Source organism: Paracoccus fontiphilus (assembly GCF_017356265.1).
GTDB lineage: Bacteria > Pseudomonadota > Alphaproteobacteria > Rhodobacterales > Rhodobacteraceae > Paracoccus > Paracoccus fontiphilus.
In genome coordinates, this window is the sequence record NZ_JAFNAW010000016.1 from 1 (window position 1) to 12,386 (window position 12,386).

At 68.3% G+C, this 12,386-nt stretch carries 14 protein-coding genes; 9 read left to right on the forward strand and 5 right to left on the reverse strand.

Annotated elements, in window-relative coordinates:
* Positions 1–273: 273 nt before the first annotated feature.
* Positions 274–513, reverse strand: a complete 240-nt coding sequence (locus J0F76_RS07795; RefSeq protein ID WP_207467539.1) for a DUF2934 domain-containing protein — start codon at positions 511–513, stop codon at positions 274–276.
* A 182-nt stretch (positions 514–695) separates the two neighbouring features.
* Between J0F76_RS07795 and J0F76_RS07800 the strand changes: the two genes are divergently transcribed.
* The 9 genes from J0F76_RS07800 to J0F76_RS07840 all read left to right on the forward strand — a co-directional run bounded on the left by J0F76_RS07800 (position 696) and on the right by J0F76_RS07840 (position 8,094).
* Complete coding sequence (locus J0F76_RS07800) at positions 696–887, forward strand: hypothetical protein (RefSeq protein ID WP_207467541.1); 192 nt, start codon at positions 696–698, stop codon at positions 885–887.
* Positions 888–925: 38 nt separating this feature from the next.
* Positions 926–1,984 (forward strand): NAD(P)-dependent alcohol dehydrogenase, encoded by a 1,059-nt coding sequence (locus J0F76_RS07805; RefSeq protein WP_207467543.1) that lies wholly within the window; start codon positions 926–928, stop codon positions 1,982–1,984.
* Positions 1,985–2,150: 166 nt separating this feature from the next.
* On the forward strand, positions 2,151–2,636 hold the full coding sequence (locus J0F76_RS07810; RefSeq protein ID WP_207467545.1) for a DUF4142 domain-containing protein: 486 nt from the start codon (positions 2,151–2,153) through the stop codon (positions 2,634–2,636).
* Positions 2,637–2,640: 4 nt separating this feature from the next.
* Complete coding sequence (locus J0F76_RS07815) at positions 2,641–3,543, forward strand: patatin-like phospholipase family protein (RefSeq protein WP_207467547.1); 903 nt, start codon at positions 2,641–2,643, stop codon at positions 3,541–3,543.
* Between the two features lie 199 nt (positions 3,544–3,742).
* A complete protein-coding gene (locus J0F76_RS07820) occupies positions 3,743–4,573 on the forward strand; it encodes a manganese catalase family protein (protein ID WP_207467549.1) in 831 nt (276 codons plus the stop codon).
* Positions 4,574–4,678: 105 nt separating this feature from the next.
* On the forward strand, positions 4,679–5,374 hold the full coding sequence (locus J0F76_RS07825) for an SDR family NAD(P)-dependent oxidoreductase (RefSeq protein ID WP_207467551.1): 696 nt from the start codon (positions 4,679–4,681) through the stop codon (positions 5,372–5,374).
* A 38-nt stretch (positions 5,375–5,412) separates the two neighbouring features.
* Complete coding sequence (locus J0F76_RS07830) at positions 5,413–6,447, forward strand: tyrosine-type recombinase/integrase (protein ID WP_207467553.1); 1,035 nt, start codon at positions 5,413–5,415, stop codon at positions 6,445–6,447.
* 98 nt (positions 6,448–6,545) lie between these two features.
* A complete protein-coding gene (locus tag J0F76_RS07835) occupies positions 6,546–6,812 on the forward strand; it encodes a hypothetical protein (RefSeq protein WP_207467555.1) in 267 nt (88 codons plus the stop codon).
* A 49-nt stretch (positions 6,813–6,861) separates the two neighbouring features.
* Positions 6,862–8,094, forward strand: a complete 1,233-nt coding sequence (locus J0F76_RS07840) for a Gfo/Idh/MocA family protein (RefSeq protein WP_207467557.1) — start codon at positions 6,862–6,864, stop codon at positions 8,092–8,094.
* Positions 8,095–8,122: 28 nt separating this feature from the next.
* Here the strand turns inward: J0F76_RS07840 and J0F76_RS07845 are convergent, their stop codons facing one another.
* The 4 genes from J0F76_RS07845 to iolD all read right to left on the reverse strand — a co-directional run bounded on the left by J0F76_RS07845 (position 8,123) and on the right by iolD (position 12,346).
* Positions 8,123–8,623 (reverse strand): cell wall hydrolase, encoded by a 501-nt coding sequence (locus J0F76_RS07845; protein ID WP_207467559.1) that lies wholly within the window; start codon positions 8,621–8,623, stop codon positions 8,123–8,125.
* Positions 8,624–8,694: 71 nt separating this feature from the next.
* On the reverse strand, positions 8,695–9,504 hold the full coding sequence (iolB, locus tag J0F76_RS07850) for a 5-deoxy-glucuronate isomerase (protein ID WP_207467561.1): 810 nt from the start codon (positions 9,502–9,504) through the stop codon (positions 8,695–8,697).
* 77 nt (positions 9,505–9,581) lie between these two features.
* Positions 9,582–10,493 carry a myo-inosose-2 dehydratase gene (gene iolE / locus J0F76_RS07855; RefSeq protein ID WP_207467563.1) on the reverse strand — a complete coding sequence of 304 codons (912 nt, stop codon included), beginning with the start codon at positions 10,491–10,493 and terminating at the stop codon, positions 9,582–9,584.
* Between the two features lie 14 nt (positions 10,494–10,507).
* The gene (gene iolD, locus J0F76_RS07860; RefSeq protein WP_207467713.1) at positions 10,508–12,346 is read right to left on the reverse strand and encodes a 3D-(3,5/4)-trihydroxycyclohexane-1,2-dione acylhydrolase (decyclizing); all 1,839 of its coding nucleotides are present in this window, start codon (positions 12,344–12,346) and stop codon (positions 10,508–10,510) included.
* Positions 12,347–12,386 lie beyond the last annotated feature (40 nt).

Below are 12,386 nucleotides of genomic sequence, written 5' to 3' on the forward strand. Positions count from 1 at the left end.
GTGTATAAGAGACAGCGCCGCATCGCCCAGCGGGCCGAAGCCGTCGGCGGCGGTCGCGAGGGCGGTCGCCGCCTCGGGGGCCACGGCATCCGTCGCCTGCTGCGACAGGCCGGCGGTGGCGCTGCCCAGAAGCAGCGCGATTACCAGGGTTGCACGGGTCATCGTCGCCTCCACCGTTGATTGCTCCAGACTGCCCGTCAAGGAGCATCGGCGCAAGGCTGGTACGCCGGTTCGGGAGGGGTCGCGTGCCGCCCGGACCGCCGGGGCGACCGTTCAGGTTTCGCTTTGGTGCGGGTTCAGGTCGTCCTGCTGGCGCCGTGTCAGCTCGGATTCGACCGTGCCGCGCCTGGCTTCGGGCGGGTCCTCGCGCAGGCGGTCCATCAGTGTCTCGTCATTGCCGATCTCGGTCCTGGCCTGTTCCCAATGCTCGGCGTGCTTGCCTTCGGGACGACCCTGTTCCTCCCACAACTGGTGGGCGCGTTGCCGAATCCTGTCGTCGTGTTCAGTGGCCATGTCAGACTCCTCCAGAAAAGCCGGTTCTGGAACATCGAACCGGGCAAAATGTTCCCGGTGAGGGACCGTCATCGCCCTTGCGCCGGAAACCGGGGGTCCGGCATCCGGGAACAAACCCCTGCCCGATCGTGTTCGGCTTCCTGTCCGGTCGAAACGGCCGGCCACAAGCTAAGGAGGTCGACATGGCTGACGACAGGGAAACGATCCGGGACACCGGGAACGACGCGGCGGCGCAAAGGAAGGGCGGCGGCGTCCTGCCCGACGGCATCCGCGGCACGACGCGCGACACCGGGCACACCATTCCCCAGGATGAACATGCCGGTTATCAGGACCCCACCAAGCCGGCCCCGCCCAGCGAAACGGACCGAACCTGACCGGACGGGGCCCGTCCGACTTTTCCAAAGGATTTTGCATGACCATTCTTGCCTATGGCACGCCTGCCGCCGACCAGCCGCTGGACCGCATGGAGATCACCCGCCGCGCGGTGGGCGCCCATGACGTGCGCATCGAGATCGTCTTTTGCGGCATCTGCCATTCCGACCTGCACCAGGCGCGCAGCGAATGGGCAGGCACGCTTTACCCCTGCGTGCCGGGCCACGAGATCGTCGGCCGCGTGGTGGAGGTCGGCGCCCATGTCACCGCCCACAATCCGGGCGACCTGGTCGGCGTCGGCTGCATCGTGGACAGTTGCAAGGACTGCCCCGACTGCGCCGAGGGGCTGGAGAACTATTGCGACGGCATGGTCGGCACCTACAACGGCCCCACCGCCGATGCGCCGGGCCACACGCTGGGCGGCTATTCGCAACAGATCGTGGTCCACGAGCGCTACGTCCTGAAGATCACCCACCCCGAGGATCAACTGGCCGCCGTGGCCCCGCTGCTGTGCGCGGGCATCACCACCTGGTCGCCCCTGCGCCACTGGGGCGCGGGGCCGGGCAAGAAGGTCGGCGTGGTGGGCATCGGGGGCCTCGGCCACATGGGCGTGAAGCTGGCGCACGCGATGGGCGCGCATGTGGTGGCCTTCACCACCTCGCCCGAGAAGACCGCCGACGCCAGGGCGCTCGGCGCCGACGAGGTGGTGGTGTCGCGCAACGCCGACGAGATGGCGGCGCACGCGCAAAGCTTCGACTTCATCCTGAACACGGTCGCGGCCCCCCATGACCTGGACGCGTTCCTGGCGCTACTCAAGCGTGACGGCACCATGACGCTGGTGGGCGCGCCCGCGACGCCGCACCCCTCGCCCAATGTCTTCAACCTGATCATGCGCCGCCGTTCCCTGGCGGGGTCGATGATCGGCGGCATCCCCGAGACGCAGGAGATGCTGGATTTCTGCGCGGAACACGGCATCACCGCCGACATCGAGATGATCCGCGCCGACGAGATCGAACAAGCCTACGAGCGGATGCTGAAGGGCGACGTGAAATACCGCTTCGTCATGGACATCGCCACGATGGGCGGCCAGCGGGCCTGACCGTCACGGGTCCCCGGCTCTCGTCAAGCAGGGTGGCGGCCGCCATCGAGGATCTTCCATGGCGGCCGGTTTCCCGTGCCCGTTCCTGTTCATTAGCAAAAATCAACATGCGGAACATAACCGCCTCGGGCCTGTTGGCGTGCTGTCCCATGACAGGAGACCGAGGATGGAACGTAGAACGCTTTTCGCCGCCGGCGCCCTTGCCGCCGTGATGCCCGTCGCCAAGCTCGCCTTTGCGCAAGCCGCCCCCGACGCGGAAAAGCAGGACATCCTGCTGGCCGGCAACTTCTCTCTCATGACCAGCCGCCTGGCCGCCGACCGGGCGACCGACCCGGCCGTCAAGGCCTTCGCCACCCTCGAGGTGTCCGAGCAGGAAGCCGTAGCCTTGGCCTTCGGCGCATCGCCGTCAGAGCAGTTGACGACCGAACACGCCGCCATGCTGGAGGAACTGACCGCCCTTCCGGCCGGGCCCGAGTTCGACATGAAATACCTTGAAGGGCAGATGACCGGCCACGAACAACTGCACGCCCTTCACTCTACCTATGCCGCAAGCGGCGGCGATCCCAAGGCCCAGGGCGCCTCGATCGTGGCGGTGCCGGCCATCGATTCCCACATGTCGATGCTGCGCGCCATCCAGCAGCGGATGGGCTGACCGCGTGGAAACCTGGCTCTGCTTTGCCGGCGGGAACGCACTTGGCGCCTTCCACGTCGGCGCCTGGCAGGCCATCGAGGCGTCCGGGCTGCGCGTCACGCGCATGGCGGGCGCCTCGATCGGCGCGATTGTCGCGGCCCTGATCGCCGGCAATTCACCGGACCGGCGCAGCGAGGCGCTGGGGCGGTTCCTGTCGCTGATCGGCGAACGGCGGGCCTTTCTGGGCAGGCGAACCGCTGTCACCCGGACCCTGGCCTGGGGCCATCCGTCCCTGTTCGTGCCCGCCTGGCCGGGCGCCTTCGAGATCCTTCCCGGAATGCCCCCCGACAACGCGCTGTTCCGCCGGCAGCGGATGCAGCGCCTGCTGGAGGGGATGATCGACTTCGACCGCCTGAACGGGGGCGACATCGAGGTGACGCTGACAGCCCTGGACGCCGAGACCGGAAGGATTGTCGCCTTCCGCAACAGCGAGGCGCCATTGACGGTGGACCACGTCATGGCCAGCACCGCCCTGCCGATCCTGTTCAGCCCGGTGGAGATCGGCGGCAGCCATTTCTTCGATCCGGGCACATGCGAGAACCTGCCGCTGCGGCCCCTTCTGGACCGACCCGGCGATGCCCTGATCCTGGCGCTGGATCTCTATGAACTTCGCAAGCCGCTGTCCCGCACCATGGACGGCATTGCCTGCCGCGCGCAGGAGTTGGTCTTCGCCGGGCAGTCCGCCCGCATCATCGACAGCTGCAACCTTCGGGACCGCCGGTTCCGGCACATCGTCCTGACGGACCCGGAGGACGGTTTCGCAGGCAAGGCCTTCGACTATGGCCTGGACAGGCTTGAACACCGGATGCGCCTGGGACGCCAGCTGACCGAAGACGGCCTGCGCGACCTGGCGTCCGTCCCGGCCTGACGCAATCCCGACTGTCCAGACGCGGACACCGCCTTGCGGGCGACCGGGATGATAAAGGTTTAAGGCGGGCCCGATGCGGGAACAAGCACGGCACAGGCCGGTTGCACAAGGGCCGCAGCGGGGCAGGCGCCAGGCGCCACCCGATCCCCAGCACACAAGGACGCGGCACATCCCTCATGCCACAAAGCAGGAAACCGTGATGTTCTATACCGACAACAAGCTGCAATATCCCGTTCGCGTCGACAGCCCGAATCCGCTTTTTGCCCGTGCCCTTCAACAGGCCATCGGCGGCGTCGAGGGCGAGATCCGCGTGGCGATGCAATACTTCTTCCAGGCTTGCGGCGCGCGCGGCAACCCCAAGTTCCGCGACCTTCTGATGAACACCGCGGCCGAGGAACTGGGCCATATCGAGATGCTGGCCACCGCCGTCGCCATGAACCTGGAAGGCGCCCCCTTGTCGATGAAAGAGGAAATGGCCGCCACCGACCGCGCGGTGGGCGCGATCATGGGGGGCATGAACCTCAAGAACCTTCTGTCGGCGGGTCTGTCGGCCATGCCGGTGGACAGCGACGGCGTGCCCTTCGACATGTCCCACATCTATGCCAGCGGCAACATCGCCGCCGACATGACCGCCAATGTCGCCGCCGAATCGACGGGCCGGACGCTGGCCGTGCGTCTTTACAACATGACCGACGACGCGGGCATGAAGGACATGCTGCAATACCTGATCGCCCGCGACACGATGCACCAGAACCAGTGGCTGGCCGCGCTGGAGGAACTGGGCGGCATGACCGGCGCCTTCCCGATCCCCAACAGCCATCCGCAGGCCGAGGAAAAGACCGAGTTCAGCTACGCCTACCTGGGCTTCCAGGCGGATGGCAGCGCGCCGGCGCCCGGCCGCTGGGGCGAGGGCCCGTCGATCGACGGCAAGGGCACCTTCACCACGGGCAAGCTGCACCCCTCGGACCAGGTGCCGAACCTGGGCATGGCCAAGCCCAAAAGCGGCGCGCAGTCCGAGCAGATCGGCTGAGATCGTCCGGGGCCGCCAGCCGGCGGCCCCTTCAACACTTCGGCTCGCTCCGGTATGGCTTTGCTGATGGCCCCCATCGCGGGCGGGCAAGGAAAGGCCGGAACGATGACGGACAGTCCTGATCGTGACGGCGTGGCGGTTGTCATCGGCGCATCGGGCGGCATCGGTGCCGCGATCCTGGACCGGCTGCGGGATCGCGGCCGATTTCATGCGGCAATCGGGTTCTCGCGTCCCGAACTGGATCTCACGGACGAGGCCAGCATTGCCCGTGCCGCGCGGGTGGTGGCCGATGCCGGGGTTCCTTCGATGATCGTGGTCGCGACGGGCGTCCTGCACCGTCCGGGGATGGAGCCCGAAAAGACCATCCGCGCCCTGGACGCCGGCGCGATGGCCGCAGCCTTTGCCGTGAACGCCATCGGTCCCGCGCTGGTCCTGCGCCACTTCCTGCCGGTGATGCCCCGGGAACGCCGGGTGGTCTTTGCCGTCCTTTCGGCCAAGGTGGGCAGCATCGGGGACAATCGCCTGGGCGGCTGGTATTCCTATCGCGCGTCCAAGGCCGCGCTGAACCAGATCCTGCGCACGGCCGCGGTGGAACTGCGCCGCACACATCCCAGGGCGATCTGCGTGGCCTTCCATCCCGGCACGGTCTCGACCGGCCTGTCCCGAAAGTTCGCCAAGACCGGGCTGCAGGTCCAGGAACCCGCCGAAGCGGCAGCCGCGCTGCTTGACACCATCGACCACCTGGAACCGAGCCACAGCGGCAGCTTCCTGGACCGGTTCGGCAGTCCCTTGCCCTGGTAGGGTTGCACCGGCCCCGCGATCCGCCGCATCCTGTCGCCATGGACCTGCCCCTTGCCCCCCTGTCCCTGTCCGCCGACCAGGCCGACGCGCTGAGCGCGCTTTACCGGCGCGGCACGCCCGCCAATACGCTGCGGGCCTGGGAACGCGATCTCGCCTATATCGCCGCGTGGAAGCAGGCGGCCCTGGACCGGCCGCTCGACTGGCCGGAATCCGAGGCGGTGGCCCTGCGCTTCCTGCTGGATCATTCGCAGGACCTGACCGACACGCCCGGCGCGGCGCGGGACGCAGCCCTCGTGCTTGTCGCGGGGGGGCTGCGGCGGTCGCTGGCCTGCCCCGCGCCCGCGACGCTGGACCGGCGCATCGCCAGCTGGCGGGCCTTTCACCGGATGCAGAACCTGCCCTCGCCCTTCGATGCGCCGCTTGTCTCGCAGGCGCGCGCCCGGGCGCGGCGCGCGGCGGCACGGCCAAGGGCGCGCAAGTCCGGCAACCCGATCACCCGCCCCGTGCTGGAGGCGATGCTGGCCACCTGCGATCACAGCCACCGCGGATTGCGCGACAAGGCCGTGCTGATGCTGGGCTGGGCCTCGGGCGGGCGCCGCCGGTCCGAGATTTCGGCCCTGAACCTCGACGACGTGGACAGCCGCGACTTCGATGCGCGGGGTTTGCTGCGGGTCCGGCTGCTTTCGACCAAGACCACCGGCCCCGACCTGGCCCCGCGCCTGCCGCTGAAGGGCCGCCCGGCCCGCGCGGTGATGGCCTGGATCACGGTGGCCCGGGTCGAAAACGGCCCCCTGTTCCGCCCCGTCAGCCTGTCCGACCGGGTGCTGAAGCGCCGCCTTGGGCCCGAAGGGGTCCGCGAGATCATCCGCCACCGGCTGGTTCTGGCGGGCTATCCCCCCGATTTCGCAAGCGCGCACGGGCTGCGGTCAGGCTTTCTGACCCAGGCCGCCCTTGACGGCGCACCGCTTCCCGCCGCCATGGCCCTGTCGCTGCACCGCAGCCCGGCGCAGGCCCAGCGCTACTACGCGGATGTCGAGATCGCCGACAATCCGGCTACGAACCTTCTGGGCTGACCCGACCGATCCCTGTCCCCTTGGCATCCCGGCCTTGGCGTCGGGAACACCCGGGGCGGTCTCCGGGTTGTCCCGTCAGCCACGGATGGGAGACGCAGATGACCAAGGCCACACTGACACTCGACGGCCTGCCGCCCCTTGACGGGACGGCCGAGGCCGGCGGCGATTACATCCGGTTCCGGACCGAGGCCGGGGTCGACGCCGAAGGCCTTGACCGGCTTCACAAGGGCGAGATCGAGATCGACGGCAAGACCGAAAGGGTCATGGTCAAGAACATCCAGCCCCAGGACCGGGATTTTGCCGGGACCGGGGGTGCCACGCCGCTGGAAGTGACCTTGCAGCGCTTCCAGCCCTCGTCGGTCTGATCCTGTTCCCCGCCCCCTTTTGGACCGGCCTGCCAATCACGGAGCTCTGATGATGGACATCCCCACCGTTTCGCGGCGCGGCTTCTTGCGTACCTCGGCTGCAGGGGCCGGCGTGGGCACCCTGGCGCTTGGCCTGGGCGGCACGCAAGCCTTGGCCCAGACGGCCGGGCGCGCCATCGGCACCGGGCAGACCCCGCCCGCCGATCCGCTGGAACGCCACGCGGCCGGCCGCCCCGAACCGGACCTGGACGCCGCCCCGCGCCCCACGGCGCCGGAAAACCGGCTTGGCTGGGCGGTCTGCGGGTTGGGCCATTTCGCGCAGAACTACGCGATCCCTGCCATCGGGCAGTCGTCCGAAGGGAAGCTGACCGGACTGATCTCGGGCAACCGCGACAAGGCGATGGCCGTGGGCACCGCCTGGGGTGTGCCAAGGGATGCGATCCACGACTACGGAATGCAGGGGCTGGCGGATAACGACAACATCGACATCGTCTATGTCATCACGCCCAATGCCATCCACGAGGAAAACGTCATCGCCGCGCTGGAAGCCGGCAAGCACGTCCTTTGCGAAAAGCCCTTCGCCCACAATTCCGCCGCGGCCCGGCGGATGATGGACGCGGCCAAGGCGGCCGACCGCAAGATCATGATCGCCTATCGCGCCCATTTCGAACCGAACAACACCGCGCTGAAGGAAATGGTGCAGAAGGGCGAGTTGGGTGACATCTGGTATGCGACCTCGGACCATCACCGGCCCCTGGACCCCTCCGTCGAACGCGACCAATGGCGGATGGTGCGGGACCTGGCGGGCGGCGGATCGTTCATGGACATCGGCATCTATTCCCTGAACGGCCTGATCTGGCTGCTGGACGAGGTTCCCCAACGCCTGATCGCCACGACCTTCTCGCCCGAAACCCCCGATGGCCGCTTCGGCGAGGTCGAGGCCATCGCGCAGGTGCAGCTGGTGTTTCCATCGGGGCGCCGGGCCAGCATCTCCTCGGGCTATGTCGCAAACAAGAAGCGCATCGACCTGTGGGGCAGCCAGGCGGTCGCGGTTCTGGACCCGGCCACCGAATACAGCGGCAACCGGCTGACGATCACGACGGCCGAGGGGCAGGAAACGCCCAAGCCCTCCGGCCCCAGCGAGCAGCAGTTCACCGGAGAGATCGACCATTTCAGCAAGGCGGTGCGCGACGGCATCGACATCCTGACCCCGGCCGAAATGGGCCTTCGCGACATGCACCTGATGGAGGCGGTCTACCTCTCGGCCGAGCGCGGGGAATGACTGGATCTCAACCCGGACGGCACGCTGGTCAGCGCCCGGTGATGCCCTCGATGGGGTGCGGCGGGACTGGGCGCGTCACCAGGTAGTTCCGGCGCTTTTCGTAGAAGGCATTGCCGCCCGTCACAAGGACGTAATGCATGTTGTCATAGGGAAAGCGGTGTCCCGCCGTGTGGAAGAACATCGCGTTGCCGACCAGAGGATGGCGTTCGCCGCGCAGGACGGACCGGGCGGCCTCGCGCACCTTCGGCGCGGTCTTGAGGTTCATCTTGCGCTTCATGATTCCCGGAGCGAACTGGTTCTTCTGCGCGACGACGCCGCAGACCGACCGGGGATACTGGCCCGATTGCACGCGGTTCATGACCACGCTGCCCACCGCGACCATGCCATCCCGGCTTGACCGGTTCGATTCGAAATACATCGCCCGTTCCATGCATTCATGCTCGGGCATGCGATGGCCAAAGCCGCAGCCCGCCAGCACCAGCGCCGCGGCAAGGCACAGCCCCGCGCGAAACCTTGGGATCATCGTCATCGCCTGCCCCTGCCTGCTTGTTGTTGCCGGGATCCTAGCAAGAACCGGGGCGGCGCCGCAAGCTGACGCCCTTATGCGCTGTCCTTCGCGATGACCCCTTCCACTTCCGGCGCGGCGACGAACCGCCAGGCCCTTCGGGGTCCCGCCATGACGTTGAGGTAGTACATTTCGAAGCCATGGGGTGCGCCGCAGGGGTGGTGGCCGCGCGGCACCAGCACCACGTCGCCGTCCTTCACCGCCATGGTCTCGTCCAGGCTGCCGTCATCGGTATAGACTCGCTGGACCGCCCAGCCGTCGCGGGGGTTCAGGCGATGGTAGTAGGTTTCCTCCAGGTAGGTGATGCGGGGGAAGTCGTCCTCGTCATGGCGGTGGCTGGGATACGAGGACCAGTTTCCGGCAGGCGTGAAGACCTCGGTCACCAGCAGGCTGTCGCACCAGTCCTCGGCCTCCATGGCGATGTTGTTGATCCAGCGGGTGTTGGGTCCCTTGCCCCGCTGCGTCAGCGTGATCCCGTCCGGACCGATCCGCCGGGCGGGATGCACGCCCCTACCCGGCGCGGTGCAGACGGCGATGGTGCAGTCGGTCGCGGCCTCGGCCCGCCAGTCCTGGCCATCCGGGACATACAGGCAATGCGGCGGGGTCTTCTCGAAGACGTCCATGCGGTCCCCCAGGGTGCCCCAGTCCCGGCCTGCCGCCTGGATGCGAGCCTTGCCCTCGACCATGACAAGGATCGCCTCGTTGCCGCCGGTGGCGTCAGTCGCCGTCTCGCCCGCACGCAGGCGATAGAGCGAGAAGCCCACATAACGCCAGCCCGCCGATTGCGGGGTGATCTCGTGCACCTTGCCATGGGCGCCGAAGGGCTTGCGAAGAAGATGGCTCATCGGGGCAGTTCCTTTGCCTTGGTGCAAATATCCCGGGGGCCCGGGGGCTGGCCCCCGGCTGTCGCGGGATGCAACGATCAGGCGGCCGCCGCGCGATCCAGCCCGGCCTCGGCTGCGGCGGCCTTCAGCGCGCGCAGACCCAGCGACTGATACTCCAGCGGGTTGCGCTTGTCGGGGTCCTGCTCGGCCTCGATCACCAGCCAGCCGTCATACCCGTGCTCTGCCAGAATGCGCAGCAGCGGCACGAAGTCGATGGCGCCCTCGGGATCGCCCGGCACGGTGAAGGCTCCGGCCAGAACACCTTGCAGGAAGGACAGGTTCTCCTCTCGCACCCGCCGGGTGACGTCCCGGCGAATGTTCTTGGCGTGGAAATGGGTCACGCGGGCGGCGTGCCTGCGCAGCACCGCCTCGGGGTCGCCGCCGCCGAAGGTGCAATGGCCCGCATCGAACAGAAGATGCGTGGCGGGGCCGGTCGCGGCCATGAAGGCGTCGATCTCCTCGGGGGATTCCACGACCGTGCCCATGTGGTGGTGATAGGCCAGGGTGATCCCCTGCGAGGCCAGATAGGCCGCGAACGCCTCCATCTTGCGGCCGAACGCGACCATCTCCTCGGCGGTCAGCCGGGGGCGGTCGTTCACCGGCACATCGGGATTGCCATGCACGGTGTTCGAGCATTCGCAAACAATGCAGACGGCGCAGTCATTGGCCTTCAGCTTGGCCAGATGCGGCTGCACGGCGGCGATCTCGTCCTCGACCGAACCGACCAGCAGGTTCGTCGAATACCAGCCCGAGATGAACTTCAGCCCGTGTTCCCCCAGCAGCGTCTTCAGCGCCTGGGGATCGTCGGGCCAGCGGTGGCCGTTCTCGATGCCGTCGAAGCCGATAATGCGGCCTGCCTCGGTCAGGATCTGCTCGGTCGGGATATGGGCGCCAATGGTCTGGTCGTCGTCATTGGCCCAGGCGATGGGGTTGGTGCCATAGCGGATCATGGGTGGTTCCCTCCTCAGTTCACCAGCCGCGCTTTGGCGGCGTTTTGCAGATAGGTCGTGTAGGCGTCGCGCAGGCGCTGCGGGCCGCCGACCTGGGGGACGGCCACGTCCCACCAGTGGCCGGCTTCCTCGGTCAGCCCGTGGGCGGGGCCGTCCTTGGCGGTGGTGTCGATGACGATCACCGTTGGGATGGCGCGGCTGCGCGCGGCGGCGACCTGCGCCTCCAGGTCGGCGATGTCCGCCGCCTTGACCGCATGCGCGCCCATCGAGGCCGCGTGCGCCACATAGTCGATCTGTGGCTGGTCGGCGACGTTGCAGTCCACGTACATGTTGTTGAACTCGGCGCCGCCGCAGACCTGCTGGAGGCGGTTGATGCAGCCGTAGCCTCGGTTGTCGGTCAGCACCACCGTGAAAGGCACCCGCCGCATCACCGCCGTGGCCAGTTCCGAATTGGCCATCATGTAGCTGCCGTCGCCCACGAAGCAGATCACCTCGCGGTCAGGGGCGGCCAGCTTGATGCCCATCGCGCCCGCCACCTCGTAGCCCATGCAGGAATAGCCGTATTCCATGTGATAGCCGCCTTGGACGGGCTGCCACAGCAGCTTCAGCGCGCCGGGCATGGTGCCTGCCGCGCACATGGCGATGGCGTCGGGCGCGGCGCGCTGCACGGCGCCGATCACCTGGGCGTCGGTGGGCAGGTCGTTGCCGGGATCGGGCGCCGCGCAATGGGCGTCCACGGCGGCCAGCCAGGCGGCGCGCGGGGCGGGATCGAAGGCCGCGCGGTGATCGCCCAAGGCCGCCGTCAGCTTCTCCAGCGCCACGCGGGCGTCGGCCACCAGCGGCTCGGCCCCGTGCTTCATCGCGTCATAGCCGTGGACGTTGATCGCCACCAGACGGGCATCCGGCGCGAACATGGTCCGCGAGCCGGTGGTGAAGTCCTGCAGCCGGGCGCCGACCCCGATCACCAGGTCCGCCTCCCGCAGCACCGCATTGGCCGCGGCCGACCCATCGACGCCCGAGGCCCCGAAGCTCATCGGGTCCGACTGCGCAAGCGCGGACTTGCCCGCCTGCGTCTCGGCCACCGGAATGCCGTGGCGGGCGGCAAAGGCCGACAGCGCGGCTTCCGCGCCGGAATAGATCACGCCCCCGCCCGCGACGATGGCGGGACGCTTCGCGGCGCGGATCAGGTCGGCCACCCGCGCCAGTTCGCCCGCATCGGGCTCGGGGCGGCGGATGCGCCACACGCGGGGCTCGAAGAACGCCTCGGGCCAGTCCCAGGCTTCCGCCTGCGTGTCCTGGCAGAAGGCCAGGCACACCGGCCCGCAGTTGGCCGGATCGGTCATCACCCGCAGCGCGCGGGGCAGCGCGGTCAAAAGCTGCTCGGGCCGCTGGATGCGGTCGAAGTAGCGCACCACCGGGCGGAAGCAGTCGTTGGCCGATACCGTACCGTCGTCGAAGTCCTCGACCTGCTGCAGCACCGGATCGGGGCGGCGCGAGGCAAACACGTCCCCCGCGATCAGCAGCACCGGCAGTCGGTTCACATGCGCCAAGGCCGCCGCCGTCACCATGTTGGTGGCCCCCGGCCCGATGGATGAGGTCACGGCATGCGCCCGCCGCCGCTTGCTGGCCTTGGCATAGGCGATGGCGGCATGGGCCATGGTCTGCTCGTTCTGGCCCCGCCAGGTCGGGAAGGCGTCGCCGATGCCGTGCAGCGCCTCGCCGATGCCCGCCACGTTGCCATGGCCAAAGATGGCCCAGCAGCCCTCGACGAAGCGCTCGCCGTCTTCCGTCATCTGCACCGACAGCCAGCGCATCATGGCCTGCGCCGCGGTCAGCCTGATCGTTCCGCTCATCTCCGCTCCTCTTGCGTGATCCGTCATGGCGGGGCGCCCG

Coding starts and splice junctions, on each gene's coding strand:
- J0F76_RS07795 (WP_207467539.1), bottom strand. CDS start 513: ATGGCCACTGAACACGACGACAGGATTCGGCAACGCGCCCACCAGTTG.
- J0F76_RS07800 (WP_207467541.1), top strand. CDS start 696: ATGGCTGACGACAGGGAAACGATCCGGGACACCGGGAACGACGCGGCG.
- J0F76_RS07805 (WP_207467543.1), top strand. CDS start 926: ATGACCATTCTTGCCTATGGCACGCCTGCCGCCGACCAGCCGCTGGAC.
- J0F76_RS07810 (WP_207467545.1), top strand. CDS start 2,151: ATGGAACGTAGAACGCTTTTCGCCGCCGGCGCCCTTGCCGCCGTGATG.
- J0F76_RS07820 (WP_207467549.1), top strand. CDS start 3,743: ATGTTCTATACCGACAACAAGCTGCAATATCCCGTTCGCGTCGACAGC.
- J0F76_RS07825 (WP_207467551.1), top strand. CDS start 4,679: ATGACGGACAGTCCTGATCGTGACGGCGTGGCGGTTGTCATCGGCGCA.
- J0F76_RS07830 (WP_207467553.1), top strand. CDS start 5,413: ATGGACCTGCCCCTTGCCCCCCTGTCCCTGTCCGCCGACCAGGCCGAC.
- J0F76_RS07835 (WP_207467555.1), top strand. CDS start 6,546: ATGACCAAGGCCACACTGACACTCGACGGCCTGCCGCCCCTTGACGGG.
- J0F76_RS07840 (WP_207467557.1), top strand. CDS start 6,862: ATGATGGACATCCCCACCGTTTCGCGGCGCGGCTTCTTGCGTACCTCG.
- J0F76_RS07845 (WP_207467559.1), bottom strand. CDS start 8,623: ATGACGATGATCCCAAGGTTTCGCGCGGGGCTGTGCCTTGCCGCGGCG.
- iolB (WP_207467561.1), bottom strand. CDS start 9,504: ATGAGCCATCTTCTTCGCAAGCCCTTCGGCGCCCATGGCAAGGTGCAC.
- iolE (WP_207467563.1), bottom strand. CDS start 10,493: ATGATCCGCTATGGCACCAACCCCATCGCCTGGGCCAATGACGACGAC.
- iolD (WP_207467713.1), bottom strand. CDS start 12,346: ATGAGCGGAACGATCAGGCTGACCGCGGCGCAGGCCATGATGCGCTGG.